Source organism: Pseudomonas glycinis (assembly GCF_054871425.1).
In genome coordinates, this window is the sequence record NZ_JBTYHF010000008.1 from 68222 (window position 1) to 94641 (window position 26420).

The following is a 26420-nucleotide window of genomic DNA, read 5'->3' on the forward strand; positions in this document are numbered from 1 at the left end:
TCCCACAAGAACCGTGGAGACGGATGAATATGAACGACTTCAATACCCTCGAACTGCAAAACGATCCACGCGGTTTCGCGACGCTGTGGCTCAACCGCGCCGAGAAAAACAACGCCTTCAACGCCGAGATGATCCGCGAACTGATCCTCGCCCTCGACAAGGTCGCCAGCGATTCGAGCCTGCGTTTCCTGCTGCTGCGCGGGCGCGGCAAGCACTTCAGTGCCGGCGCTGACTTGGCGTGGATGCAGCAATCAGCGGAACTCGATTACCACACCAACCTCGACGACGCCCGCGAGCTGGCCGAGCTGATGTACAACCTCGCCAAGCTGAAAATCCCCACGCTGGCTGTGGTTCAGGGCGCGGCGTTTGGTGGCGCGCTGGGCTTGATCAGTTGCTGTGACATGGCGATCGGCGCCGATGACGCGCAGTTCTGCCTGTCGGAAGTGCGCATCGGTCTGGCGCCAGCGGTAATCAGCCCGTTCGTGGTGCAAGCGATCGGTGAGCGTGCGGCACGGCGTTACGCGCTGACGGCCGAGCGCTTCAGCGGACAGCGGGCGCGGGAGATCGGCTTGCTCGCCGAAAGCTATCCTGCGGCGGAACTGGAGCAACAGGTCGAACAGTGGATCGACAACCTGTTGCTCAACAGCCCCGCCGCCATGCGCGCCAGCAAGGACTTGCTGCGCGAAGTCGGCAACGGCGCGCTGACCCCGGCCCTGCGCCGCTACACCGAAAATGCCATCGCGCGGATTCGCGTCAGCCCTGAAGGCCAGGAAGGCTTGCGTGCCTTCCTGCAAAAACGCCCACCGAACTGGCAAGCCGCATCCACCAAGGAGTCGCGTTGATGAGCGCACCTGTGATTACCACCCTGCTGGTGGCCAACCGCGGCGAAATCGCCTGCCGCGTGATGCGCACCGCCAAGGCTCTGGGCCTGACCACCGTCGCCGTGCACAGCGCCACCGACCGCGATGCGCGGCACAGCCGTGAGGCCGATATCCGCGTGGATCTGGGCGGCAGCAAGGCTGCCGAGAGTTATCTGCAAATCGATAAATTGATCGCCGCCGCCAAGGCCAGCGGTGCCCAGGCGATTCATCCCGGCTACGGTTTTCTATCGGAAAATGCTGGATTCGCCCGCGCCATCGAAGCCGCCGGGCTGATCTTCCTCGGCCCGCCCGCCTCGGCCATCGATGCGATGGGCAGCAAATCCGCCGCTAAGGCGCTGATGGAAAAGGCCGGCGTGCCACTGGTTCCGGGCTATCACGGCGAAGCGCAGGACCTCGACACCTTCCGCGAAGCCTGCGAACGCATCGGTTATCCGGTGCTGCTCAAGGCCACTGCGGGTGGTGGCGGCAAAGGCATGAAAGTGGTCGAGGATGTCAGCCAACTCGCTGAAGCCCTCGCCTCGGCGCAGCGCGAAGCGCAATCGTCGTTTGGCGACTCGCGGATGTTGGTGGAAAAGTATTTGCTCAAGCCACGTCATGTGGAGATTCAGGTGTTCGCCGATCAGCACGGCAACTGCCTGTATCTCAACGAGCGCGATTGCTCGATCCAGCGTCGGCACCAGAAAGTCGTCGAAGAGGCCCCGGCGCCGGGTCTGACGCCCGAGTTGCGCCGGGCAATGGGCGAAGCGGCTGTGCGTTCGGCGCAGGCGATCGGTTATGTCGGCGCCGGCACCGTGGAGTTTTTGCTGGATGCGCGCGGCGAGTTTTTCTTCATGGAGATGAACACGCGGCTGCAAGTCGAGCACCCTGTGACCGAAGCAATCACCGGGCTGGATCTGGTCGCCTGGCAGATTCGCGTCGCCCGTGGGGAAGCGCTGCCGATCACCCAAGCGCAGGTGCCACTCAATGGTCACGCGATCGAAGTGCGCTTGTATGCCGAAGATCCGGCGAATGATTTCCTGCCGGCCACTGGGCGTCTGGACTTGTACCGCGAATCGGCACAGGGACCGGGGCGGCGGGTAGACAGCGGCGTTGAGGAAGGTGACGAGATCTCGCCCTTCTACGATCCGATGCTCGGCAAACTGATTGCCTGGGGTGAAGATCGCGAACAGGCGCGCTTGCGTTTGTTGAGCATGCTCGACGAGTTTGCGATTGGCGGGCTGAAGACCAACATCAATTTCCTGCGCCGGATCATCGCGCAGCCGGCGTTTGCGGCGGCAGAGCTGGATACCGGGTTCATTCCGCGCTATCAGGAGCAATTGCTGCCAGCGCCGGGCGCGTTGAGCGATGAGTTCTGGCAAGCGGCGGCGCAGGCGTTTGCGCAGAGTCTGCCGAAGCATGCGCGGGCGGATGATCCCGCCTCCCCCTGGTCTTGCAGCAGTGGTTTGCGCGCAGGTTTGCCGGCGCAAATCACCTTGCACTTGAGCTGCGAGGGACAGGATCGCGCGTTGACCTTGAGAACTGCGGCCCATGCAAAACTGCTGGGCGAGGCGCTGACCATCGAGCATGACGGCGTGCGCCGCACATTGCGGGCGATTCGTCAAGGTGGCGCGTTGTATCTGGAATGGGACGGCGAGTTGCGGCGCATCGAAGCGTTCGATCCGATCAGTGCCGTTGAAGCCAGCCACAGCCATCAGGGCGGTCTGACCGCGCCAATGAACGGCAGTATCGTGCGCGTGCTGGTCGAAACGGGACAGTCGGTTGAGGCCGGGGCGCAACTGGTGGTGCTGGAAGCCATGAAGATGGAACACAGCATCCGCGCGCCGCACGCCGGTGTGATCAAAGCGCTGTATTGCCAGGAAGGCGATATGGTCAGCGAAGGCAGCGCTTTGGTTGAACTGGAAGAGGGATGAAATAAAAGGATCGACCCTCGCCTTGAGCGAGGATCGATCCGCTCAGTAACGCGCCGTTGCCTGAACCACCACGCCGATGATCCGGCATTCATCGGTGAGCAGGGTTTTCGGCCAGGTCGGGTTGAGCGGCACCAGGTAGCGCTGGCCGGCCTGTTCGTCGAGTTTGCGGAAAATCGCTTCTTCGCTGTCCGGCCACTGGGCGATCACCAGTTTGCCAGGCACTGCCTCCAACTCTGGGTCAACCAGAATCAGCATGCCCTCGGCAATGCTCTGGCCGCTCGGCGCGGTCATCGAATCCCCCGTCACCGTCAGCCAGAACGCGGCACCGCCACGAGCGTGGTAATCCGTCAGTTCGAAGCGCTGCTTCGCTGATGCTCCGGGATAGCTCGCCGCAGTGTCACGCACTTCGCACGGCGCACGCCAATCGCAGACCGGATAACGGAAGTACGGGTTGTACTTCTGCGCCAGCGGCATCTCGTCTTCCGGCGTCGGCTGCGGTTCGCGGATCACCAGAACGACTTCGAGGAATTCCATTCCCAGCGCCTTGAGCACGCGGTTCATTTCGGTAACACCGGGTTCGCGACGCTTGTTCAGCCAATGACCGATCCCGCCCTGGGACATGCCGACGCGCTCTCCGAGCTCTGTTTGAGTGACTTTGAGTTCACTCATCTTGGCCTTGACCAACTCAATCCATTTATCCATGTGCCGCACCTTACGCGGACGTCTTCGACCGGCAAAACACATATTGTAGTATTTAAATTCTCGTCACAAATACAGGCGGTACTATCCTAAGGAAACGGACTTTCAATCGAACATGGAGTGACGTTTCATGATGAACATCAGCAGCAAAGACCTGCCCGATCTGCAAATCGACACCAGCTTCACCTCCCCTCAAGGCAATGCCGCCGCACAGCGCGCGCTGGACTACTACTTGAAACCGGCTGTTTCAGAACCCGAGACGGACGAACGTTTTTTCAATGTCAAAGGCCATCTCAGCGGCGAGGAAGCGCTAGTGCATGCCTCGGATCTGTTGCGATGTGCAGCCGCCACCGCGTTCAAGGCCGCAGAAAACCTTCAAGGCACCAATCGCGATCTGGCCTTTTCGGTGGTGCACATGGTGGATATGGCGCGGGCGATGGTCGACCATTCGATCGACAACGACGAAGTCACGGCGGACAAGGTACGGGCGGACAGGAAAGAATTTTCCCATCGCGCAGATAAAAACATTTGACTTGCAAATGATAATGATTATTATTGCAAGCAGCTGGTCGCGAGATCAGTCGATGGACCAGAGACCTTAGGTCGGTCTTCTGGACTATCTCCTCATCAGGCTAATCACGGTTTTTGACCCGGCTTTTTGCCGGGTCTTTTTTTGCCCGTTTTTCGGGCTTGTGTCTTCAGGCTAATGAAGTCTTCAGGTGCTGCAAATTCGATGGCGCGGATAATATCAAAAGAATATTGATTGGCAAGCCGAGCCCGGCCACATTGGGCAAAACTAATGGCAATCAGCACTTGAGAATCAATCGCATAGCCTCTAAGCTGCTGGCGCGTCACGGAAGACGCCCCCCGCTACGCCCGCAATTCCCCTCGGTTTCAGCCCTGCCTGCGTGTAAAGTACCGGTCATAAAAATCCTGCTCTGGAAGCGATTATGACCGTGGCCAAATCTTCGTTCGACATCAGCGCCAATTTCGACAGCGGCAATATCCAAGTCATCGACATCAGCAACCCGCTCAATCCGGTCCTGGCCATCCGCCCGGACACCCGCAGCGCTCATTTTCAGTGGTTCCACTTCAAGGCCAGCGGCCTGCATGTGCATCAGGAACACTGGTTTCGTCTGGTCAACGCCAGCCAGTCCTCCTATAACAAGGCCTGGACCGGCTATCAGGCAGTCGCTTCCTACGACCACGTCAACTGGTTCCGCATCCCCACCAGCTTCGAAGGCGACAGCCTGCGCTTTTGCCTCGAAGCCGAACAGACCCACGCCTGGTTCGCCTACTTCGAGCCCTACAGCCGCGGCCGCCACGACTGGTTGATCGAGCAGGCGCTGAGCAAGGCTGGCACCGAATTGCTGGCGACCGGCAAAAGTGTCGAGGGCCGCGACATTCAGCTACTGCGCAAAGGCACCGGTGCCGAAGGCCAGCGCAAGATCTGGATCATCGCCCAGCAGCATCCGGGCGAGCACATGGCGGAATGGTTCATGGAAGGCGTGATTGAGCGTCTGGAGCGCCAGGACGATCCGGTATTGAACAAACTGCTGGCCAGCGCCGATCTGTATCTGGTGCCGAACATGAACCCGGACGGCGCCTTCCATGGCCATCTGCGCACCAATGCCATGGGTCAGGACTTGAACCGGGCCTGGCAGAACGCCAGCCAGGACATCAGTCCGGAAGTGCTTTTCGTCCAGCAGCAGATGGAAAAATATGGCGTCGATGCGTTTATCGACGTGCACGGCGACGAGGAAATCCCCCACGTCTTTACCGCCGGCTGTGAAGGCAATCCTGGCTTTACACCTCGCATCGAAAAGCTTGAAGAGCATTTCCGCAGCCATCTGAAGCACACCACCAAAGACTTCCAGACCACCTACGGCTACACCCGCGACGAACCGGGACAGGCCAACATGACCCTGGCCTGCAACAGCGTCGGGCAGAAATTCGACTGCCTGTCGCTGACCCTGGAGATGCCGTTCAAGGACCACGACGACCACCCGGACAAGATCACCGGCTGGTCGGGCAAACGTTCCAAGCAATTGGGCAAGGATGTGCTGACCACCCTCGCCGACATGGTCGACACCCTGCGCTGATCCCCTCCTCTGTAACGACAAAAGATCGCAGCCGACCTGCGATCTTTTGCGTTACAGGGTCAGCCGCGATCACGCCCGCGCAACATGCTGTCGAGCACTTCGTCACGACGCACCCAGCCATGAAACAGCGCCGCCGCCAGATGCAGCAGCACCGTCAGAAACAGCAGATACGCCAGATAACCATGGGACTTGCGCAGCACCGCAAACAGTTGCGCGTCGGCCGGCACAATCGACGGCAGATGCAGCGACGCCGTCAGCATCACCGGCTCGCCCGAGGCACTGATCATCGCCCAGCCGAGCAACGGCAACACCAGCATCAACGCATACAACAAGACGTGGGAAGCCTTGGCTGCCAGTACCTGCCAGCCCGGCAGATCATCCGGCAGCGGCGGTTGGCGGGTGGTGAAGCGCACCAGCAGGCGCACGATCACCAGCGCCAGAATCGCGATGCCCAGCGGCTTGTGCAAATGAATCAGCCATTCATGGCGAGACGACACCGAAGTGACCATGCCCGCACCGATAAACAGCATGGCGATGATCATCAGCGCCATCAGCCAGTGCAGCAGGCGCGCCAGCAAAACGAAATGCGTCGGTTGCTTGCTCATGGACGAGCCTCCTGTTTGGCGGCGGGCAACTGGCTGACTTCGCTGGTGCGACGCAGGTAGGAATCGGCATAGCCGGCAGAACGCGCGGCCAGCAGTGGATCTTCCGAGCCTTGAATCCCGGCCGGCAGCACCAGCGGGTCGTAGTTGATGTCGCGGCATTCACCGCTGAGCTGCGGCTGGGTTTTCTCCAGCACCAAAGTCCCGGCGTTCAGCACTTTGCGATTTGCGGGCCAGGTCTTGCTGGCATCGTTGACCGGGTCGTCGGCGTTGGCCAGGGTGATGTTCAACTGGAAGCGCAAGGGTGCGGCGGCCAGGCGTTGCACCAGATCCTTCTCGAGAAAATCGGCGCCTTCAGGGGCTGTGGCACCTGCCGCGTCCTGCGCCAACGGGGTCATGCTCCAGCGCACGGCCTGTTTCTTGCCGTTGCCATCGACCAGATAGAACGCATTGATGCTGTTATAGGTTTCGGTCGCGTAGCTGGCCGAAGGCTTGGCGGTCTTTACCCACGTCAAGAACGGCACGGCTTCCGGGTGTGCAGCGAAGAACGCCGGCACCTTCGTCGGGTCGGGCTTGCCAGTGGCTGGATCCGGCGACTGCGCCTGCTGCAATTGGTAGAACGCTTCAGGCGTGCCCACCGGAAACACCGGCATGCTGTTCATGCCGGTGCGCCATTGCTGACCGTTCGCCTGGGTGAAGCGCAGCGCCAGACTGCGGATCGGTACGGCGCTGTCCGGCGCATAGGGATTGCCCGCCGGCAAGGCGAAACGCCCCACCACCGGTGTCTGCGGCAGGTTGAACACCTGTGCCGTGGAGAACGCGCGCGCCTCGCCGCTGCTTTCGAAATGGCCTATCACGCACACGCCCTTGGCGTGATTGCGACGAAAGCCGGGATGCACGCCGTTGTTCTTTTCCAGCACATCGACCAACGCTTTTGGCGTCAGTCGTTGTGGGTCAAGGTTGCCATGCACGTAGGCAAACGCCCCGGCCACGGCGGCGACAATCACGGCAATGCCGCCCAGGCGAAAAATCAGGCTCGCGGCGCTCAGTGGCTGGCGCGGCGGCCTGCCGGGCGGTGCAGCGTTGGGGGACGAGCGATCAACCATGAATATCTCCAGGCCATCGGCCACAAGTGGAAAGAGTCAGCAAGACGCATCCCGTCCGGGTTTATTCCACGGCGCGGTATTTATTTTTGCGCACGGGGAATAACCTGCGCTGACGGGCGTCTTCCTAGTCCACAGCGTAGCGACCAGCAGACATTCATGAGCGAATTCGACGAACAGTTGAGAGAAATCATTCCCAGATTGCGCCGCTTCGCCGTGTCGTTGACGCGCAACAGCAGCAGCGCTGACGATCTGGTCCAGGCCAGCCTCGAGCGGGCGCTGTCAGCCTGGGGCGAGAAACGCGCTGAGGGCGACTTGCGCGCCTGGCTGTTTGCGATCCTCTATCGGCAATTTCTCGATGCGCACCGTCGCTCGCGGCGCTATGCGCGGATGCTGGAATTTTTCACCGGTCGCGACGATGCCGAGCCGTCGGTGGAACGCACCGTGATTGCTCAGTCGACCCTGCAAGCCTTCGAACGCCTGCCCACCGAACAGCGCGCCTTGCTGCTGATGGTCTCGGTGGAAGGCCTGTCCTATAAAGAGGTCGCCGAGATCCTCGGCGCCCCGATCGGCACCGTGATGTCGCGCCTGTCCCGCGCCCGCCAGGCCTTGCGCCAACTCAGCGACGGCGAAATCAGCAGCCCTTCCTTGCGGATACTCAAATGATCAGCCTGCCTCCCAGCGAACGTGATTTGCACGCCTACGTCGACCACCAGCTCAGCGACGCCGATCGGCGCGTACTCGAGACCTGGCTGGCCAGCCACCCTGAAGAAGCGGCTCAGGTGCGCGCCTGGCAACGCGACGCCCAGCAGTTGCGCGCAGCGCTGAGTGGCGCCTTGCAGCAACCGGCCAATCCGGCGCTCCACCCGATGATGATTCGCCAGCGCCGCCGCCAGCAGTCCCGTCGGCATCTGGCCAGCGCGGCGGTGTTGCTGATCGCCGTCAGCGTCGGCGGTTTCAGTGGCTGGCAGGCCCGGGAAATGACCCTGGCGCGCCCTGCGCCATTGCCGATGACTGACGCGTTGCAAGCCTATCGCCTGATCGCCCAGCAAGGCGTACTGCCCGCCGATTACAAGGTCGACAGCGACGGCGACATGCAGCGTTGGCTCGACCGCTACTTCAGCGGTGCCGGGCGCTTGCCGGACTTGAAAGCTGCCGGATTCGAGCCGGTCAGCGGGCGCTTGCTCAGCACCGATGAAGGCGTGGCGGCGATGGTGATGTATGAGGATGGCGGCGGTCACAAGGTCAGTTTCTACCTGCGTCCACCAGGGCCGAAAAACACCCTGCTGCCGCGTGGCTCGCGCAGCGATGGCGATCTGCAGGCCGATTACTGGTCAGGGCCGGGCTACAACTATGCGGTGGTCAGTCCGACCGACTCGCCGGCGGCAGAGTTGCTCAAGCAATCGCCACCGTTCTGATGGTGATATTTCATGGAGCCGACGCCCGGGCTCTGGTTACACTGGGGCCACCGCGCTCGCTGTGGAGCCGGTCTGAGAAACCAGGAGCCTGTCCCGCGTGTCCGCCCGAACGCCGAAACGATCACGACTGAGCCAACGCTGGCTGTTGCTGCGCCGCCTGTTCGGCAAAGGCCTGCCCGCCAGCGCCGGGCATGATGCTCATGCCGCGACCATCCGCGATTATTTCCGCGACAAGGCCAAAAGCCAGGGATACACCCTCAGCCGCAGTCAGCAGCAAGTCATCGACTGCATGGCGCAGCAAGCCAGCGTGCTGCTCGGCGACAGCGGCCACACCCCGCCGAGTCTGTACCTGTACGGCGCCGTCGGGCGCGGTAAGAGCTGGTTGCTCGACGGTTTCTTCCAGGCGCTGCCGATCACGCGCAAACGCCGCCTGCATTTCCATCAGTTTTTTGCCCGGTTGCACGACGGCATGTTCCGTCATCGCCAGGAGGAAGACGCGCTGGAAATCACCCTGGATGAGTTGCTGGAAGATTGCCAGGTGCTGTGTTTCGACGAATTCCATGTGCACGACATCGGCGACGCGATGCTGATCACGCGGCTGTTCAAGGCCCTGTTCAAACGGCAGATCATGCTGCTGGTGACCTCCAACTATGCACCCGAGGGCCTGCTGCCCAATCCGCTGTATCACGCGCGCTTCAAACCGGTGATCGAGCTGATCAACACGCGCATGCAAGTGATGGAAGTCGGCGGCGCCCACGACTACCGCGCACTCAACCGCCAACACACGCATCAAGTGTTTACCCAAGGACATTACGTATGGCCGGCGACGGCAGCTCAACGTCAGACACTGGACCTGCCACCAGCCGACGCGCCTGCCCTTGCCCTCGAAGTTGGCAAGCGCCAGCTTCAGGCCCGTTTTTGCCAAGGCCGGCGAGTCGCGTTCACCTTCAACGACCTGTGCGAACAGCCAACGGCAGTGATGGATTACCTGCAACTGTGCCAGCGTTTCGACCAGTGGATCATCGATGACCTGCCGCAGCTTGGCGAATGTCCGATCGCCGTGCAGCAGCGCTTCATCAATCTGATTGACGTGCTCTACGATCAGGACAAACACCTGACCCTGCTCGGCCAACTGCCGCTGGGCCAGAGCCTGGAAGGTCACGCCATCGACCTGGCGCGCACGCGCAGCCGGTTGGGGCAATTGCAGGAAATTCACGCTCCCAACTGACTCCCTACCCTGTGAGAGCGAGCCCTGTGGGAGCGAGCCTGCTCGCTCCCACAAGGTCCCGGGACAACTCAAAATCCGTTCAGCATCCGCTTTACCGCTATCATGTCGCCCATTCCAGCGCCCCCGCGTCGCTCCACCGATCAATAGCGAAACCAGACATGCACACCCTTGCTCAACTGCGCGCCGGCGAACTGTCAGGCATCACCCGCCTCGACCTGTCTTGCGGGCTGACCGAATTCCCCAACGAAATTTTCCAACTGGCCGAGACGCTGGAAGTGCTCAACCTCAGCGGCAACGCGCTGAGCAGCCTGCCGGACGACCTGCATCGCCTGACCCGCCTGCGCGTGCTGTTCTGCTCCGACAACCAGTTCAGCGAACTGCCGGCCTGCCTCGGCCAGTGCACCGCGCTGACCATGGTCGGCTTCAAGGCCAACCGCATCGTCAATGTGCCCGGTGCCGCCCTGCCGCCGCAGCTGCGCTGGCTGATCCTCACCGATAACCGCATCGAAAGCCTGCCCAGCGAACTCGGTGAACGCCCCGCTTTGCAGAAGCTCATGCTCGCCGGCAATCGCCTGCAATCGCTGCCAGACTCCCTGCGCCACTGCCATCGGCTGGAATTGCTGCGCATCGCTGCCAACCAACTCAGCGAACTGCCGCAGTGGTTGCTGACCTTGCCGAGCCTGACCTGGCTGGCCTACGCCGGCAATCCGCTGGAGACCGAAGCCGATGCCGCTGCCCTTGAGGCCACGCCGCTGATCGACTGGTCGGCGCTGCGCCTGGAGCAGCAACTGGGCGAAGGCGCTTCCGGGGTAATTTCCAAGGCAGTCTGGCAGCGCGACGACGGCACGGCGCAGGCGGTTGCGGTGAAGCTGTACAAAGGCGAGATGACCAGCGACGGTTCGCCGTTGCATGAGATGAACGCCTGCATCACCGCAGGCCTGCACCCGAACCTGATCCGCATCGAAGGGCGCATCAGCGGCCATCCCGATCAACAGCAGGGGCTGGTGATGCAACTGATTGATCCGAGCTTCGGCAATCTCGCCGGTTTGCCCAGCCTGGACTCGTGTTCGCGGGATGTTTACGCCGAAGGTTGCCGGTTCCCCGCCGAGGTCGCCCTGCGCGTCGCCAAAGGCATCGCCTCAGCGGCCGAGCACCTGCACCGCCAAGGCATCACCCACGGCGATCTGTATGGCCACAACATTCTGTTGAACGATCAGGGCGATTGTCTGCTCGGGGATTTCGGCGCGGCGTCGTTTCATGCCACCGGCGATGATGTGCAGACGCGCGCATTGCAGCGCCTGGAAGTCCGTGCGTTCGGTGTGTTGTTGGGGGAATTGCTGGAGCGTGTCGACTCAGGATTGAGTACGGAGCGCCGCGCGCAACTGCAGGCGCTGGAACGACGTTGCTGTCAGGCCGATGTGCTGGGGCGGCCGGGGTTCAGTGAAGTGATCGAGGTGCTGGAGAACCTGTGACCGCTGCACGGTCAATCGCCAGCAGGCTCGCTCCCACAGTTGAAATACATTCCAGTGTGGGAGCGAGCCTGCTCGCGAAGAGGTCATTACTGGCGCGACAGATCAGCCAGCCAGACCGACGAACATGTCCTGCACGTCATCATGGTTGTCGAGGCCTTCGAGGAACGCTTCGACTTCAGCCATCTGCTCGTCGCTCAAGCCGCTGACCGGGTTCTTCGGCTGGTAGCCGAGTTTCGCCGACAACACGGTGAAACCTTGTTCGGGCAGAGCTTTCTGCACAGCGTCGAGGTCGGTCGGGTCGGTGAGGAACAACGTCGCGCCCTCTTCACCCGGCTCGAAATCCTGAGCACCGGCTTCGATCGCAGCCATTTCCGGATCGGCATCCGGGCTGTCCGGCGCGGCTTCGATCATGCCGACGTGGTTGAACATCCACGCCACCGAACCGGAAGCGCCCAACTGGCCCTTGCGGAACGCCACGCGGATTTCCGCGACGGTGCGGTTGATGTTGTCGGTGACGCATTCGACGATCAGCGGCACCTGATGCGGCGCGAAGCCTTCGTAGGTCACGCGATGGTATTGCACGGTTTCACCCAGCAGACCGGCGCCTTTCTTGATCGCGCGATCGAGGGTTTCTTTTGGCATCGAGGCTTTCTTCGCCTGCTCGACCACCAGACGCAGGTGTGCGTTGGTGGCGGTATCGGCACCGTTGCGTGCAGCAATGGTGATTTCCTTCACCAGTTTGCCGAAGATCTTCCCTTTGGCGTTGGCTGCCGCTTCTTTGTGTTTAACCTTCCACTGTGCGCCCATTACTCACTCTCTTGATCTGTGGCGCCGAGACATCTATTGGCCGACGCGTGGCGGCAAGTTTATACGGCCTAAAGTCGGCAATCGACCAAAAAAACAGACGACGGAATCGACATCTTCACCAAAGCATGTAGGGGGATTCTGAAAAGCGCCTTTGACATGACCATTCAGGCCGACGGTTTCGTACCCTTGAAACCCCGTATCGCCTGACAGGGCCTGCTCGAATGCTCAATGACAAGGAAAGTCCCTTCACCCTTACGCTGACCGACAGCGGATTGCGCCTGCCGGTGGTGCGTTTTCGCGGCGAGGAAGCGCTGAACCAGCCTTACCGTTTCGACATCGAACTGCTCGGCCTGGCCCCGGCCATCGTCCCGGGATCCTTTCTGCACCGGCCGGCCTTTCTGCGGCTCAGTGAGCAGCACGGGTTCCACGGCGTCATTTCCAGCGCCAGCTGCGAACATCGCGGGACCCATCGGGTCGGCTATCGACTGATTCTGGTGCCGCATCTGCAACAACTGGCGCAAACGCACAAGCGCCGCGTGTTTACTCACCTGAGTACGCCGCAGATCATCCAGCAACTGCTCGAAGAACATGCCCTGCCAGCGCACAGCTACCGCATTGAAACGAGCGTCGGTCACTACCCGACAAGGGCGTTTTGCATTCAGTACGAAGAAAGCGATCTGGCACTGCTGCAGCGGCTATGCGAAGAAGAAGGCATCCACTATCACTTCGAACACGGGCCGCACGGACACGTCGTGGTGTTCGCCGACGACAGCCTGAGCCTGCCGCAGGAGCCGGTTGAAATCCCTTTCAATGCTGATGAGCAACCACCATCGCCCAGCGTCAGCGCACTCTATCAACAACATCGCGCGGCGCCGGTGCCAATGCTGCATGCGGTGCGCAATCGCGGTCAGCCAACCGGCAACGCCGAAGCCGCCAACGAAGTCTCGACCGAGTTGCCGATGCCCGCGCGATCGCCGGAACGTCTGTACGCCGAACAGCGCAGCCGACGTCATCTGCAACGCCAGCGCTGCCAGTTGCGTTCCATTCACGGGCGCAGTGATTGCAGCGATTTGCTCAGTGGACGACTGCTGCTTGTGGCCGACCATCCGATTCATCATTTCAACGAACAATGGCTGATATGCGCCGTGCGCCACCAAGGGCAGCACCCTTCGATCCTTGATCCGACGCCAAGCGTTCAGCGTTATCACAACGACTTCACTGCGCAGCCCTGGTCGACCGATTTCCGTCCGCCACTCAAACAAGCTCGCCCGAATATTGCCGGTTATCACTTGGCGAAAGTCGCGGGTGCGCCTGGGCAACCTGCGCAAGTGGACGAAAACGGCTGCCTCGCTGTAAGCCTGTGGCCGTCTGCGGATAAATCCGCCAGCGACGCCCTGTGGCTGCCGATCGCCATGAGCCGGTTCAGCGGCCCCGTCGCGGTCGATCAATTACCGCGTGCCGGCAGTGAAGTGTGGGTGAGTTTCCTCGACAGTGATCCGGACCGACCGATCCTGTGCCTCAGCCACGCACGCCAGCCGCCGGAGCGCGAATCAGAACCCGCGCGCGACAGCCTGTTGCTCGACTGGCTGAGCCACCGCGCCGAGCATTGATTGGCGCCTCAGCCTTTGTCCGCCTTGCCCGCCGCCGCCGCGAATTTCGCCAGGCGCACATCCAGATGCCGAGGCCGGCGCCCGTAATCTTCGGCGCGCTCCTTGCGGCGGATGGCGTTGCGCACCATCAGCGAGCCGAGGTAGCGGATGGGTTCCGGCGGGAAATAACCCAGCGGCCCGTTGACCAGCGGCGAACGGGTCCACGGGTTATCCAGGCCCTGCACCAGCGCGGCGAGAATCTGCCCGCCCATGTGACACGGGCCGACGCCGCTGCCGGAATAACCGAAGCCGTAAAACACGTTGCCCGCCGAGCTCATCTGGCCGAAAAACGGCAAACCGGTCACCGAACGATCCGACGGGCCGTTCCACGTCGCGTCGATTTTGACCTCGGCGAACGCCGGGAAAAAATCCGCGAGACTGCGCTTGAGCAATCCGGCATAAGGCGACGGCTGATCGAACACCGGCAGCATCCGCCCGCCATAGGCGAAGGTGTTGCCGCCCTTGCCGAGCATGATCCGACCGTCCGGGGTGTTGTGGTAGTAATGCACGAAAATCCGCGAATCGAGGACGCTGACGCCGCTGGTCAAACCGATTTGCTGCAGCAGGTCCGGGCGCGGTTCGGTGATCAGCATGTCACTGGAAACGATCGCCACACTGCGCTCGAACTGAGGAAACGCGCGGGCCATCCATGCATTCATCGCCAGTACCACTCGGTCGGCGATGACCTTGCCGCCGGGCGTGTGAATACGTGCCGGGCGCCCCTCTTCCAGTCCGGTCATCGCCGTGCCTTCATGGATTTTCACGCCCAATTGCAGTGCCACCCGGCGCAGACCGCGCACCAGTTTGCCCGGTTGCACGCTGGCGGCCGCCGGGGAAAACCAGCCTTCCAGATGTTTTGCCGAACCGGCCATACGCTGCACATCGGCAAGCGGGCGCTGGCTGAACGAGTTGATGCCATTACGCTCCAGCGCCGCGATCACCGCATCAGTTGCGCCGACCTGGGCGCGATTGGTCGCGGTGTACAGCGTGCCGTCGAGGCGGTAGTCGGCATCGACGCCGTACTGCTCGCAGAACTCGCCGATCGCATGGATGCTGCGCTCGGATTCCCTGACCAGACGCACCGCTTCTTCGACGCCGAACAAGCGCTCCAGGGTGAAATACCTGGCCGACCATGACAGTGCGCAACCACCATTACGGCCACTGGCGCCGGCACCGCAGATGTCTGCTTCGATCAGCAGCACCTCCAGCTCCGGGTTTTGCTCCTTGAGCATGATCGCCGTCCACAATCCGGTGTAACCACCGCCAACGATGCACACATCCGTGCGCACCTCGCCTTGCAGCGGTGGACACTGCTCGGATGGGTCGGCCTGCAAGGCTTGCTCGAGCCAGAACGGTCGCATGGGAAATCTCCAGTCAGAAAGCCACGACGCAGCCTGCCGCGCACCGCGCAGCAGGCCACGGGGCGAAGGGTTTCAGGAACGCAGCGGTTTGACGCTCAGCGGGCAGTTGGGGATTGCCGCGCGCGGCTCCATCACGCCGACCGGCCGACTGTTCCAGTGCGGAATCAGCACCAGCGCCGAGAACAGCGCGCATCCGGCGAAGACGATAAACACCGTCACCGAGTCGAAGTAGCCCGGCAGCAAACCGCCGAGCACCGCGCCAACGGAGCCGCAGCCGTTGACGAAACCGGCGGCAGTGGCACCGGCCTTGGCCTTGCCGAAATCGATGGCCGCCGCACCGCTGATCATCGAGTCCGGGCCATACAACGTCAGGCCCATGACGAACAGCAACGCGACGACCAACAACACGCTGCCGGTGTTCAGCGCGGCCATGAACAACGCCAGCGTCACGGTCAGCGCCAGCAGACTCAGCACGCAGGCCGGCATGCGTCGGGCGCCGAAGAGTTTGTCCGAGGCCAGGCCGATCATGATCGGCCCGAGCAATCCGGCCAGTTCAAACGCGGTGGGAATGATCGCCGCGCCGACCTTGCCGACACTGGGCATCTGTTCGAAAACAATCACCGGGCCCCACAACAGAATCGCGTAGCGCGCCGGTTTCAGCAGGAAATACGCCAGGCCCAGCACCAGCACCGTGCGGTTGCGCAGGATTTCCTTCAACGGCTCCCAGACGCTGAGTTTGCTGTTGGCTGCGGTTTCTTCGGCGGTCAGTTCCGGCTCGGGCTCCACCGCCGGCAAGCCGACGTCTTCCGGTTTGTTGCGCTGAAAGATAAAGAACAGCACGGCGACCACCGCGACCACCGCCGCGCTGGAAATGAATGCCGCGTGCCAGGTGCCGACCAGCGTGTAGGCCCACCAGCCGGCGAACGGCGAGGCGACCAGGCCACCAAACGCGTAACAGGAACTCCACAAGCCGAGCACCCGCCCGCGCTGCTCAGACGGGAAGAAGCTGCCAAGATTTTTACACAGTCCCGACCAGCCAGTGGACTGCGCCAAACCTTGAATCAACATGCACGTGGCGAAGATCGGCAATGTAGCGAAACTGCCCATCACCAGCGCCGCAGCGGCGGATATCAGCAAACCGCCAAGCACCACCACTCGCGGACCGAAGCGATCGGCGAGCATGCCCCAGGTGAACTGTCCGAGGGCATACGCCGCCAGATAGATCGCGTCGAGGTTGGCCATGGCCATTTTGTCGAGGGTGAAATCAGGGTCTTCGGCGATGCCCAGTTTTGCTACCGAAAATGCTTTGCGGGTGAAGTAGAACGCGGCGTACGCGAGCCAGGTAATAGCGAAGATCTGCACGCGCCAACGCGCCAGGGTGCCGATGTGCTTGTTCATGGTGGTTCTGACCTCAGGGTGTGAGTGTGCCGGCAGAATCGATTAAGAAAAACGCCTGTGTTTTTTATTGTTGAGCACTGCGTTACCGCCCCTTCCCTTCGGCGATACCGGTCAGATGAGTCTGCTGTTGCACGCACAGGCTCATGAGCCGGCGCTGCTGTTCGACCGAGCAGTCAGCGATGGCGTGAGCCGATCAAAGCAATTACTGTTTAATAAATAAAATCGATTTATCGTATTTCACACATAAGCTGAGCTTGTTACTGGAGCCACCATGTCCGTCTCTCATGCCCAACTCAAAGCGTTCCACGCGGTGGCCGTCCATGGCAGCTTCACCCGCGCCGCCGAGCGGCTTTATCTGACGCAACCGGCGATTTCCGACCAGGTACGCAAACTCGAAGAACGCTTCGGCGTGCTGCTGTTTCACCGCAATAAACGTTCCGTACGCCTGACCGACCTTGGCGAGCGCCTGCTGGCGATCACCCAGCGCCTGTTCGTGATCGAAGCCGAAGCGCAGGAATTGCTGCAGGAATCCCAGGCCCTGCAGACCGGCAGCCTGATTCTCGCGGTGGACGCGCCGATCCACGTGTTGCCGCAAATCGCGCGGTTCTGCGAGCGCTACCCGGGCATCAGCGTGAAAATCGAAACCGGCAATACCGATGAATCGCTGTTTCGCCTGTTCAACTATCAGGCCGATCTGGCGCTGCTCGGCCGCGATGTAACCGATCAACGCTTGCTGTGTGTGCCGTTGCGCAACGATCCGATGGTGGCGTTCGTTTCGCGCAATCATCCGTGGGCAGAGCGCGAATCGATCTGTCTGGCCGATCTGGATGACACGCCACTGGTGCTGCGTGAGACCGGTTCGGTGACACGGCAGACCCTGGAAGAGGAAATGGCCCGCGCAGGTTTGCGCATCCGCCCGGCGATTCAGGTTGAAGGTCGGGAAGCGGCGCGCGAAGCCGTGGTGGTGGGGATCGGGGTTGGTGTGGTTTCAGCGGCGGAGTTCGGCGCCGACTCACGGGTCTGCGCGTTGCCGATCACCGACTGCACGAGGCGCCTGACCGAAACCCTGGTGTGCTTGCGCGAACAGAGTTCGCGGCGGGTGGTGGCGACGTTTCTCGATATGGTTCGCGAGAGCCTGACCTGACTCACTCCCTGTCCTGATCGGTCCCACGCTCTGCGTGGGAATGCCTCAACGGACGCTCCGCGTTCGGCTATTGGATGGGACGCAGAGCGTCCCGGGCTGCGTTCCCACGCAGAGCGTGGGAACGATCACGGTGCGGCTAGCGCCAGATCAAAAAACGCCTGAATCAAGCGCAACTCACGCCGGCGCTCCATGCAGCCAATCATGTGCCGGTTCACCAGCCCTTCCCCGGCAATCGGGACCGCCACCACGCGCGGGTCATGACTGACCTCCACCGATGACACCACACCGACCCCCAACTCGGCCGCGACCGCTTCGGTCACCGCCTCACGACTGTCCAGCTCCAGCAACACCCGCGGCTGAATCGACGCCTGCATACACGCCTGGTCAAACGTGCGCCGGGTAATCGAAGTCGGCTCGCGCAGGACCATGATCACTTGGTCCAGCTCCTTGAGTTTTACTTCGCCTGAGCGATTCGCCCAGCGATGCCCCGCCGGCACCAGCGCGCAGATCCGCGATTCGCTCAGCGCTTGCAGATGCAGGCCCTTGCGCGGCTCGACCTCGGTCAGCACCGCGACATCGGCGTGTTCCGACAACAGCGCCGCCAGGGTTTCCTGCGCATTGCCCAGACGCAGGTTCACGGTAATGCCCGGATAGCGTGCGCGCAGGCTTGCCAGCATCGGCATGACCATGTGCGGCCCATCCGCCGCCACCTCCAAACGCCCGGTCAGTAACTGCCGATTGGCCTCGAGCAGCGTCTGCGCTTCTTCCGCCAGGCCGAACATGGCGCGGGTGATCGCTGCCAGTTTGGTGCCCTCCTCGGTCAGTTCCACCCGTCGCGCGGTACGCCGCAGCAAAGTGATCTGGTAATGCTCTTCCAGTGCCTTGACGTGTCCGGTGACCGCTGGCTGGCTGATGAACAACCGCGCAGCCGCGCGGGTGAAGCTGCCTTCGCGGGCCACGGCATCGAAGGCGCGCAGCTGAAACAGATTCATGGATAACCCTCACTGATGGCTGGCATAACAACAAACAATTTGATTGATGCAACGGCGAATTGCAACGTAGGCCCCGTAGCTTCATCCCACAGCGTTTTCGCGAGGACAAACGAATGAGTACCGCCGCACCGATTCTGCTCACTCCCGGCCCCTTGACCACTTCGGCCCGCACCCGTCAGGCCATGATGGTCGATTGGGGTTCGTGGGATGACCGCTTCAACCAGCTGACCGCCAGCCTGTGCGAGCAATTGCTGGCCATCCTCAACGGCGCCGCCAGCCACCATTGCGTACCGTTACAGGGCAGCGGCACGTTTGCCGTCGAAGCGGCGATCGGCACACTGGTGCCGCGCGACGGCAAAATCCTCGTGCTGATCAACGGCGCGTACGGCAAGCGCCTGGCGAAAATCTGCGAAGTGCTCGGCCGCTCGTTCAGCACCTTCGAAACCGCCGAAGACGAACCGACCACCGCCGCTGACGTCGACCGCTTGCTGCGCGCCGACGCTGACATCACCCACGTGGCGCTGATCCACTGCGAAACCAGCACCGGCATTCTCAATCCGCTGGCCGAGATCGCCGAGGTCGTTGCGCAACATGGCAAACGTCTGATCATCGACGCCATGAGCTCCTTTGGCGCGTTGCCGGTGGATGCGCAAAAAGTGCCATTCGACGCGCTCATTGCCGCTTCCGGCAAATGCCTGGAAGGCGTACCGGGGATGGGTTTTGTCTTCGCCCGCAAGGAATCTCTGGCCGCATCTGCCGGTAACTCGCACTCGCTGGCGATGGACCTGTACGACCAGCACGTCTACATGATGAAAACCGGGCAATGGCGCTTCACCCCGCCCACCCATGTGGTCGCGGCGCTGCACGAAGCACTGCTGCAATACAGCGAAGAAGGCGGCCTGCCAGCGCGGCATGCGCGTTATGCGGCCAACTGTCAGGCGCTGATGGAAGAGATGAACAAGCTCGGCTTGCGCAGCTTCCTGCCGGCGGCAATTCAGGCGCCGATCATCGCGACTTTCCATGCGCCGCAGGATCCGCGCTACCAGTTCAAGGACTTCTATGAGCGGGTCAAGGCCAAGGGTTACATCCTCTACCCCGGCAAACTGACCCAGGTCGAAACATTCCGCGTCGGCTGCATCGGCCACGTCACCCCGGACGAAATGCGCCAGGCCGTAGCAGCAGTGGGTGAAGTGCTGCGCGAAATGGAAGTGCTCGGCATCTGAGCCTCACCTCAAATCCCCTGTGGGAGCGAGCCTGCTCGCGAAAGCGTCGTCCCAGGCGACACATAGGCTGATGTCAGACCGCTTTCGCGAGCAGGCTCGCTCCCACATTTTGATCTCATATTCAAATCAGGAATTCACGCCATGAACTACACCAATCCAAGCAAGCTGCAAGCCGCGATCCTCGACTGGGCCGGTACCGTGGTCGATTTCGGCTCGTTCGCGCCGACGCAGATCTTCGTCGAAGCCTTCGCCGAATTCGATGTCCAGGTATCGATCGAAGAAGCCCGTGGGCCGATGGGCATGGGCAAGTGGGACCACATCCGCACCCTCTGTGATCAGCCGCAAGTGGCCGAGCGTTATCGCAAGGTATTCGGTCGCACGCCGACCGACGATGATGTTACCGCTATCTACAACCGCTTCATGCCGCTGCAGATCGAGAAAATCGCCGAGCACTCGGCCCTGATTCCCGGCGCGCTGGACGCCATCGCCCAACTGCGCGCGCAAGGCATCAAGATCGGTTCCTGCTCCGGCTACCCGAAAGCAGTCATGGACAAAGTCGTCGAACTCGCCGCCAGCAACGGCTACGTCGCCGACCACGTGGTCGCGACCGACGAAGTGCCCAACGGTCGTCCATGGCCGGCGCAGGCGTTGGCCAACGTGATCGCTCTGGGCATCGACGATGTTGCAGCGTGCGTGAAGATCGACGACACCGTGCCGGGCATTCTCGAAGGTCGCCGGGCCGGCATGTGGACGGTTGCGCTGATTTGCTCGGGCAACGCGTTGGGTCTGGACTATGAAGGTTTCCGCGCGTTGGGCAGCGATGAACTCGCCAGTGAGCGCAAGCGCATCCACGCGCTGTTCGCAGATTCGCGGCCGCATTACATGATCGACACTATCAGCGATTTGCCGGAAGTGATCGCCGACATCAACAAGCGTCTGGCCAACGGGGAGATGCCGCAAAACGCTTGAGGCTGGAAAACTTAAACACCGCTGATTGCAATCAGCGGTGTTTTTTTTGCACTGTCTTGAGTAAAGACATCGCTTGATTATTACTTATTCGGAAATAAGGTTACCTTGCGCATCGTACGCAAGACCATCGGGATGTTTAACACTTCCGTCCGGCAATTGTTCAGTTCCATCTTCCCAGACAATACGGCCATCCGGATATTCAACGGTATTATCCGGCCAGACGATTCGCCCGTCCGGATACTCTACCCGGCCGTCTTCATATTGAATGATACCGTCGGGACGCTTGATCGAAGTTTTATCTACAGCGACTACGCTGCCGTCAGGCAGTGTGGTGGAGCCATCGACATTGACTTTCGCACCAATTGTTTGAATCAGCGTTATCCAGGCCACAGGATCGATGTTGATGTTAAGGGTCGGCCATGGCATTGGCGGACGCTTGGTGTCAACCGGCGCCACTGGTTTGGTTGGCGCTACCGGCTTGGTCGGCGCTACCGGCTTGGTCGGCGCTACTGGCTTGGTTGGCGCCACTGGCTTGGTCGGCGCTACTGGCTTGGTTGGCGCCACTGGCTTGGTTGGCGCCACTGGCTTGGTCGGCGCCACTGGCTTGGTTGGCGCTACCGGCTTGGTCGGCGCTACCGGCTTGGTCGGCGCCACTGGTTTGGTTGGAATTACTGGCTTGGTTGGCGCAACTGGCTTGGTTGGCGCAACTGGCTTTGTTGGTGTTACCGGCTTTGACGTCGTGGTAGTAGGGCGAGGCTTCGAGATAGGACTTTTCATATTCACACTCAAATTGATAAATATAGTTCTGATCTTTAATAACAAACTAAAGAGCCGAGCCGACAATAATCACGCACAACAAACTATTCAAACCAAAAGAAACCACAAGATATAAACAACATAGAGTTACGCTGCGCAGACCAACGTACAACAATAACTTTCAATAAATATAAGTCATAAACCGTAAAACTTGCACTTCGATTGATTGCAAATATCATCACGCCGAAGGTTGGCATGTATTGATCGCGACCATCGGCTACATCGCTGCAAATGCGCGCCGTCCCTGCAGGCCACCCGTGTGGGCAAAGACCAGACGCGTGCCGACCGCGAATTCGCCTGACTCGACATGCTGCTTGAGCGCCAGCAAGGCCTTGCCGGTGTACAGCGGTTCCAAAGGGATGCCGCTGGTTTGCTCGGTCTGATCGATGAAGGTCAGCAACGCCTGGTCAACTTTGGCGAAACCACCACGGCTGGCATCGATCAGTTGATAGTCCGCCGCAGGCTCGGTGGCGTGCGCGAGGATCGACTCGATGTTCGGCGCTACGCCGTGATCATCCGGCACTGCCAGAGCACCGTACACCACGCGCTTGCCTTGCTCGGCGAGCGCCAGTCCGGCCAGTGTCGTGCCGGTGCCACAGGCCAGCCACCAGGCGTCGAAATCATTCCAGCCCAGCTTGGCCAATTGCTCTTCGGCCTGCTGCCTGATCGCTGCGCAACCCAAGGCGCCGGCCAGTCCACCACCGCCCTCGGGCACCGCATGCAGCGTCGGAAATTGCGCTTGCCATGGCACCCAGAATCCCGCTTCGTGCCGCGCGCGGTAGCCGGCGTAACCGAGCCAATGCAACTGCATGCCGAACGTTTGCAAATCCCGCACTGTCGGCGTGTCCTGCGGGTGCCCGCGCAGCAGCCCCACGGTTTTGAATCCCAGCCGCTTGCCCGCCGCCGCCAGCGCGTGCAGGTGATTGGAATGCGCACCGCCAAGGCTGATGATGCCCTCGGCGCCGGCACGCTCGGCGGCTTTGAGATGTTCAACGAGTTTGAACCACTTGTTGCCGCTGATCAGCGGGTCGATGCGGTCCAGGCGCAGGATCGCGACCTCGATGCCGGCGTCTGCCAGCCAGCCTAGACGGAGCGGTTCGAGCGGGGCTTGGGCTAGCCAGTCGGGGGGAGGCAAAAGCATGGGCACTGCACAATCTGGAAAAGACCACATACTAGTAGGAGCCGCCGCAGGCTGCGATCTTTTGATCTTGCTTTTGAAATCAGGATCAACAGATCGCAGCCTTCGGCAGCTCCTACAGAATGTGTTTACAACTCAGCCGCCAGCCGCGAACCCTGATTGATCGCGCGCTTGGCATCCAGCTCCGCCGCGACATCCGCGCCGCCGATCAAGTGCACGTTCTGCCCGGCTTCAACCAGACCATCGTGCAACTCACGCAACGGATCCTGCCCCGCACAGATCACGATGTTGTCCACCGCCAGCAGTTGCGGCTCGCCGGATTCGCCGATGCGAATGTGCAAGCCTTGGTCATCGATGCTCAGGTATTCGACGCTGTTGAGCATCTGCACCTGCTTGTTCTTCAGACCGGTGCGGTGAATCCAGCCGGTGGTTTTACCCAGACCGTCGCCGACCTTGGTTTTCTTGCGCTGCAACAGGAACACCTCACGGGCCGGCGCATGCGGCGCCGCTTTGATGCCCGCCACACCACCACGGGCCTCCAGTTGCGTGTCGATGCCCCACTCTTTCCAGAACGCCGCGCGATCCAGACTGGTGGCCACGCCTTGATGAACGAGAAATTCCGAGACATCGAAACCGATCCCGCCCGCACCGATCACCGCGACACGCTTGCCGACCGGCTTGCGCTCGAGGATCACATCCAGATAACTCAGGACCTTGGCATTCTCGACGCCCGGAATCGCCGGCACGCGCGGGGCGATACCGGTGGCAAGGATAATCTCGTCGTAACCGCCGTCAACCAACTTGGCCACGTCGACGCGGGTGTTCAGGCACACCTCGACATTGGTGGTTTGCAGCTTGCGGTTGAAGTAGCGCAGAGTTTCGAAAAACTCTTCCTTGCCCGGTACGCGCTTGGCAATGTTGAACTGCCCGCCGATCTCGCTGGCCGAATCGAACAGCGTCACCTGATGACCGCGCTCGGCGGCCACGGTGGCGGCGGACAAACCGGCAGGGCCGGCACCGACCACGGCGATTTTCTTGATCTGCTGCACCGGCAGGTAATTGAGTTCGGTCTCGTGGCAGGCACGCGGGTTGACCAGGCAACTGGTGAGCTTGCCGCCAAAGGTGTGGTCGAGGCACGCCTGGTTGCAGCCGATGCAGGTGTTGATTTCGTCGGCACGGCCCTCGGCGGCCTTGTTGACGAAGTCCGGATCGGCGAGGAATGGTCGGGCCATGGAGACCATGTCGGCATCGCCTTCAGCAAGAATCTGCTCGGCAATTTCCGGGGTATTGATGCGGTTGGTCGTGATCAGTGGGATGCTCACCGAGCCGCGCAACTTGGCCGTAACCTTGCTGAACGCTGCACGCGGAACCTTGGTGGCGATGGTCGGAATCCGCGCTTCGTGCCAGCCGATACCGGTGTTGATGATCGTCGCGCCCGCCTGTTCGATGGCTTTGGCCAGCATGACGATTTCATCCCAGGTGCTGCCACCTTCGACCAGATCGAGCATCGACAGGCGGAAGATGATGATGAAATTCGGCCCAACCGCTTCGCGCACACGACGGACAATTTCTACCGGCAGGCGCATGCGGTTTTCGTAGCTGCCACCCCAGCGGTCGGTGCGGTGGTTGGTGTGCGCGGCGAGGAACTGGTTAATGAAGTAACCTTCCGAGCCCATGATTTCGACGCCGTCGTATTCGGCGGTTTGCGCCAATACCGAGCAGGTGACGAAATCGCTGATCTGCTTTTCGATGCCCTCTTCGTCCAGCTCTTTGGGCTTGAACGGGTTGATCGGCGCTTGAATCGCGCTCGGTGCTACCTGTTTCGGGCTGTAGGCATAGCGGCCGGCGTGGAGAATCTGCATGCAGATCTTGCCGCCCGCCTCGTGCACCGCGCGAGTGACGATGCGGTGCTTGAGCGCCTCTTCCTCGGTAGTGAGCTTGGCCGCGCCGGAATACACGCCGCCCTCGTCATTCGGGCCGATGCCGCCGGTGACCATCAGGCCGACACCGCCACGGGCACGTTCGGCGAAGTACGCCGCCATGCGCTCGAAGCCACCCGGCTTTTCTTCCAGGCCGGTGTGCATCGAGCCCATCAGGGTACGGTTGCGCAGCGTGGTGAATCCCAGGTCCAGCGGGGCCAGCAAATGCGGGTAATGAGCGGCGGTCATCGGTAACTCCACAACGAGCGATCACGGAAAGTTGCGGGAGCTCTGCGTCCCCCGTCAGTCATGTTCGACAGACTAAGAGTCGCACCGCTGTCACTCAATGACCGTAACTGACAAGTTATTGATCCAAATGCGCAGCGCCCCTTGGCAATCAGGGCCATGGGCCCTACCCTAGGCGCCACACTCTGTACCCGGCTGTTGTTGGTTTTCATGCGCAAACTTCTGTATCTGTTTTTCTCCATGGCCCTCATTGCCGCCCTGACCACCTACGCCATGTGGGCGGCAGATCGGCCGGCGGGACATTACCTGTCGGACCTGCGCATCAAGCTCGCCGTCAATCAGGGCACGCCCGCCGACCGAGGCAATCTGCTCGGCATTCAGCCCGAACTGTTCCCCACCGATTACCAAAGTTCCGCACGCCTGCACCGCAAGCTTGCGGCGTACCTGCAGCAGGCCCGCGATCAGGGCTTGCTCAACGAAAAAACCGTGGTGGTATTGCCCGAGCACGTCGGCACCTGGCTGATGATCAGCGGCGAGAAAGACGAGTTGTATCAGGCGCCAACGCTGGCGGAGGCAATGAACTGGCTGGCGGCGAGCAATCCACTGCTGTTTGCCCGTGCCTGGCTGCGGGCCAAGGGCGAGCAACGGCTGAACGATGCTTATCTGCGGATGAAAGCGAAGGCCATGGCCAAGGATTACCAGGCGCTGTTCGGCGGTCTGGCCAAGGAGTTCCAGGTCACCCTGGTGGCCGGCTCCATCGTGCTACCGGAGCCCAGCATCCGCGACGGCCAGCTCAAGCCCGGCAGCGGCGCCCTGTTCAACAGCAGCGTGGTGTTTGGTCGCGACGGCGTACCGTTGGGCCAGCCGCAACGGCAGATGCATCCGATCTTCGATCAGCAAGGTGTGATTCAGGCCGAAGACAAACACGCCATCCAGGTCGTCGACACACCGGCCGGACGCTTGGGCATCCTGATCGGCAGTGATAGCTGGTACCCCGGTAACTACCGCACCCTCGATGAACAAGGCGCGCAACTGGTGGCCGTGCCGGCGCAGGTTATTGGCCAAGGCGCCTGGGACAAGCCATGGCGTGGCTACAAAGGTTCGAGCACGCCGGGCTCGGTCAGCCTCAAGCCCGGCGACCTCAGTGAAGGTCAGGCCTGGCACCGATTGACCCTCACCGCACAACCACCGAGCAGCCGCGCGATTGCCGGCGTCAGTGTATTCATGCGCGGGCAGTTCTGGGACAAGCCGAGTACCGGCACAAGCTTCCTCAGCAGCAACGGCCAGCAGTTCGCCGATGGCGAGGCCCGTGGTGCGCGCTTGCTGAACGTCTGGCTATAAAC

The 26420-nt window shown here is 61.4% G+C and carries 24 protein-coding genes; 13 read left to right on the top strand and 11 right to left on the bottom strand.

The genetic code is table 11. The features are described 5' to 3' along the window. The first annotated feature begins 29 nt into the window (after nucleotides 1–29). Together ACYSTU_RS19370 and ACYSTU_RS19375 are read left to right on the top strand one after the other, a co-directional pair. On the top strand, nucleotides 30–842 hold the full coding sequence (locus ACYSTU_RS19370) for a gamma-carboxygeranoyl-CoA hydratase (RefSeq protein WP_016775313.1): 813 nt from the start codon (nucleotides 30–32) through the stop codon (nucleotides 840–842). Continuing rightward, nucleotides 842–2791: an acetyl/propionyl/methylcrotonyl-CoA carboxylase subunit alpha gene (locus ACYSTU_RS19375; protein ID WP_217878509.1), complete on the top strand. Its 1950-nt coding sequence runs from the start codon at nucleotides 842–844 to the stop codon at nucleotides 2789–2791. The genes ACYSTU_RS19370 and ACYSTU_RS19375 overlap by 1 nt, the downstream gene beginning before the upstream one ends. Nucleotides 2792–2833: 42 nt before the next feature. Here ACYSTU_RS19375 and ACYSTU_RS19380 read toward each other — a convergent pair whose 3' ends face one another. Further along, a complete protein-coding gene (locus ACYSTU_RS19380; RefSeq protein WP_217878510.1) occupies nucleotides 2834–3493 on the bottom strand; it encodes a LexA family protein in 660 nt (219 codons plus the stop codon). A gap of 130 nt (nucleotides 3494–3623) precedes the next feature. Between ACYSTU_RS19380 and ACYSTU_RS19385 the strand changes: the two genes are divergently transcribed. Beyond that, entirely contained in the window at nucleotides 3624–4022 is a 399-nt protein-coding gene (locus tag ACYSTU_RS19385; protein WP_071172941.1) for a DUF6124 family protein, read from the top strand. A gap of 104 nt (nucleotides 4023–4126) precedes the next feature. Here the strand turns inward: ACYSTU_RS19385 and ACYSTU_RS19390 are convergent, their stop codons facing one another. Then, nucleotides 4127–4345 (bottom strand): hypothetical protein, encoded by a 219-nt coding sequence (locus ACYSTU_RS19390; RefSeq protein WP_136493759.1) that lies wholly within the window; start codon nucleotides 4343–4345, stop codon nucleotides 4127–4129. Nucleotides 4346–4440: 95 nt separating this feature from the next. Here ACYSTU_RS19390 and ACYSTU_RS19395 point away from each other — a divergent pair, with 95 nt between their 5' ends. Beyond that, entirely contained in the window at nucleotides 4441–5592 is a 1152-nt protein-coding gene (locus ACYSTU_RS19395) for a M14 family metallopeptidase (protein WP_122698442.1), read from the top strand. 59 nt (nucleotides 5593–5651) lie between these two features. On the opposite strand, the gene ACYSTU_RS19400 is transcribed toward ACYSTU_RS19395, so the two are convergent. Beyond that, nucleotides 5652–6197 carry a cytochrome b gene (locus ACYSTU_RS19400; protein WP_024013443.1) on the bottom strand — a complete coding sequence of 182 codons (546 nt, stop codon included), beginning with the start codon at nucleotides 6195–6197 and terminating at the stop codon, nucleotides 5652–5654. Then, nucleotides 6194–7300 (bottom strand): catalase family peroxidase, encoded by a 1107-nt coding sequence (locus ACYSTU_RS19405; RefSeq protein WP_122698443.1) that lies wholly within the window; start codon nucleotides 7298–7300, stop codon nucleotides 6194–6196. The genes ACYSTU_RS19400 and ACYSTU_RS19405 overlap by 4 nt, the downstream gene beginning before the upstream one ends. Before the next feature lie 156 nt (nucleotides 7301–7456). Here ACYSTU_RS19405 and ACYSTU_RS19410 point away from each other — a divergent pair, with 156 nt between their 5' ends. The 4 genes from ACYSTU_RS19410 to ACYSTU_RS19425 all read left to right on the top strand — a co-directional run bounded on the left by ACYSTU_RS19410 (nucleotide 7457) and on the right by ACYSTU_RS19425 (nucleotide 11415). Beyond that, a complete protein-coding gene (locus ACYSTU_RS19410) occupies nucleotides 7457–7963 on the top strand; it encodes an RNA polymerase sigma factor (protein ID WP_016775320.1) in 507 nt (168 codons plus the stop codon). Continuing rightward, complete coding sequence (locus ACYSTU_RS19415) at nucleotides 7960–8715, top strand: anti-sigma factor family protein (RefSeq protein ID WP_499001001.1); 756 nt, start codon at nucleotides 7960–7962, stop codon at nucleotides 8713–8715. The genes ACYSTU_RS19410 and ACYSTU_RS19415 overlap by 4 nt, the downstream gene beginning before the upstream one ends. 97 nt (nucleotides 8716–8812) lie before the next feature. Beyond that, entirely contained in the window at nucleotides 8813–9943 is a 1131-nt protein-coding gene (gene zapE, locus ACYSTU_RS19420) for a cell division protein ZapE (protein ID WP_324175707.1), read from the top strand. Between the two features lie 158 nt (nucleotides 9944–10101). After that, entirely contained in the window at nucleotides 10102–11415 is a 1314-nt protein-coding gene (locus ACYSTU_RS19425; protein WP_499001004.1) for a protein kinase, read from the top strand. Between the two features lie 102 nt (nucleotides 11416–11517). Here ACYSTU_RS19425 and ACYSTU_RS19430 read toward each other — a convergent pair whose 3' ends face one another. Then, entirely contained in the window at nucleotides 11518–12222 is a 705-nt protein-coding gene (locus ACYSTU_RS19430) for a YebC/PmpR family DNA-binding transcriptional regulator (RefSeq protein WP_016775324.1), read from the bottom strand. A 221-nt stretch (nucleotides 12223–12443) separates the two neighbouring features. On the opposite strand from ACYSTU_RS19430, the gene ACYSTU_RS19435 reads away from it, so the two are divergent. Beyond that, a complete protein-coding gene (locus tag ACYSTU_RS19435; RefSeq protein ID WP_499001007.1) occupies nucleotides 12444–13832 on the top strand; it encodes a type VI secretion system Vgr family protein in 1389 nt (462 codons plus the stop codon). A gap of 8 nt (nucleotides 13833–13840) precedes the next feature. On the opposite strand, the gene ACYSTU_RS19440 is transcribed toward ACYSTU_RS19435, so the two are convergent. Next, a complete protein-coding gene (locus ACYSTU_RS19440; RefSeq protein WP_499001010.1) occupies nucleotides 13841–15232 on the bottom strand; it encodes an FAD-dependent oxidoreductase in 1392 nt (463 codons plus the stop codon). A 72-nt stretch (nucleotides 15233–15304) separates the two neighbouring features. Then, complete coding sequence (locus ACYSTU_RS19445; protein WP_016775327.1) at nucleotides 15305–16630, bottom strand: MFS transporter; 1326 nt, start codon at nucleotides 16628–16630, stop codon at nucleotides 15305–15307. Between the two features lie 271 nt (nucleotides 16631–16901). Between ACYSTU_RS19445 and ACYSTU_RS19450 the strand changes: the two genes are divergently transcribed. Continuing rightward, nucleotides 16902–17774, top strand: a complete 873-nt coding sequence (locus ACYSTU_RS19450; RefSeq protein ID WP_122698449.1) for a LysR family transcriptional regulator — start codon at nucleotides 16902–16904, stop codon at nucleotides 17772–17774. Between the two features lie 125 nt (nucleotides 17775–17899). Here the strand turns inward: ACYSTU_RS19450 and ACYSTU_RS19455 are convergent, their stop codons facing one another. Then, nucleotides 17900–18766, bottom strand: coding sequence for a LysR substrate-binding domain-containing protein (locus tag ACYSTU_RS19455; protein WP_499001014.1), 867 nt, complete (start codon nucleotides 18764–18766; stop codon nucleotides 17900–17902). Nucleotides 18767–18879: 113 nt separating this feature from the next. Between ACYSTU_RS19455 and ACYSTU_RS19460 the strand changes: the two genes are divergently transcribed. Both ACYSTU_RS19460 and phnX read left to right on the top strand, forming a co-directional pair. Further along, nucleotides 18880–19989, top strand: a complete 1110-nt coding sequence (locus tag ACYSTU_RS19460; RefSeq protein ID WP_499001017.1) for a 2-aminoethylphosphonate--pyruvate transaminase — start codon at nucleotides 18880–18882, stop codon at nucleotides 19987–19989. A 141-nt stretch (nucleotides 19990–20130) separates the two neighbouring features. Next, on the top strand, nucleotides 20131–20958 hold the full coding sequence (gene phnX, locus ACYSTU_RS19465) for a phosphonoacetaldehyde hydrolase (RefSeq protein WP_016770551.1): 828 nt from the start codon (nucleotides 20131–20133) through the stop codon (nucleotides 20956–20958). An 84-nt stretch (nucleotides 20959–21042) separates the two neighbouring features. Here phnX and ACYSTU_RS19470 read toward each other — a convergent pair whose 3' ends face one another. The 3 genes from ACYSTU_RS19470 to ACYSTU_RS19480 form a co-directional block, all read right to left on the bottom strand. Beyond that, nucleotides 21043–21612, bottom strand: a complete 570-nt coding sequence (locus ACYSTU_RS19470) for a hypothetical protein (protein ID WP_499001022.1) — start codon at nucleotides 21610–21612, stop codon at nucleotides 21043–21045. A 379-nt stretch (nucleotides 21613–21991) separates the two neighbouring features. Next, on the bottom strand, nucleotides 21992–22915 hold the full coding sequence (locus ACYSTU_RS19475; protein WP_499001025.1) for a 1-aminocyclopropane-1-carboxylate deaminase/D-cysteine desulfhydrase: 924 nt from the start codon (nucleotides 22913–22915) through the stop codon (nucleotides 21992–21994). A 125-nt stretch (nucleotides 22916–23040) separates the two neighbouring features. Next, nucleotides 23041–25080, bottom strand: a complete 2040-nt coding sequence (locus ACYSTU_RS19480; RefSeq protein ID WP_024013455.1) for an NADPH-dependent 2,4-dienoyl-CoA reductase — start codon at nucleotides 25078–25080, stop codon at nucleotides 23041–23043. Nucleotides 25081–25287: 207 nt separating this feature from the next. Here ACYSTU_RS19480 and ACYSTU_RS19485 point away from each other — a divergent pair, with 207 nt between their 5' ends. Then, entirely contained in the window at nucleotides 25288–26418 is a 1131-nt protein-coding gene (locus ACYSTU_RS19485; protein ID WP_499001028.1) for a nitrilase-related carbon-nitrogen hydrolase, read from the top strand. Nucleotides 26419–26420: the final 2 nt, after the last annotated feature.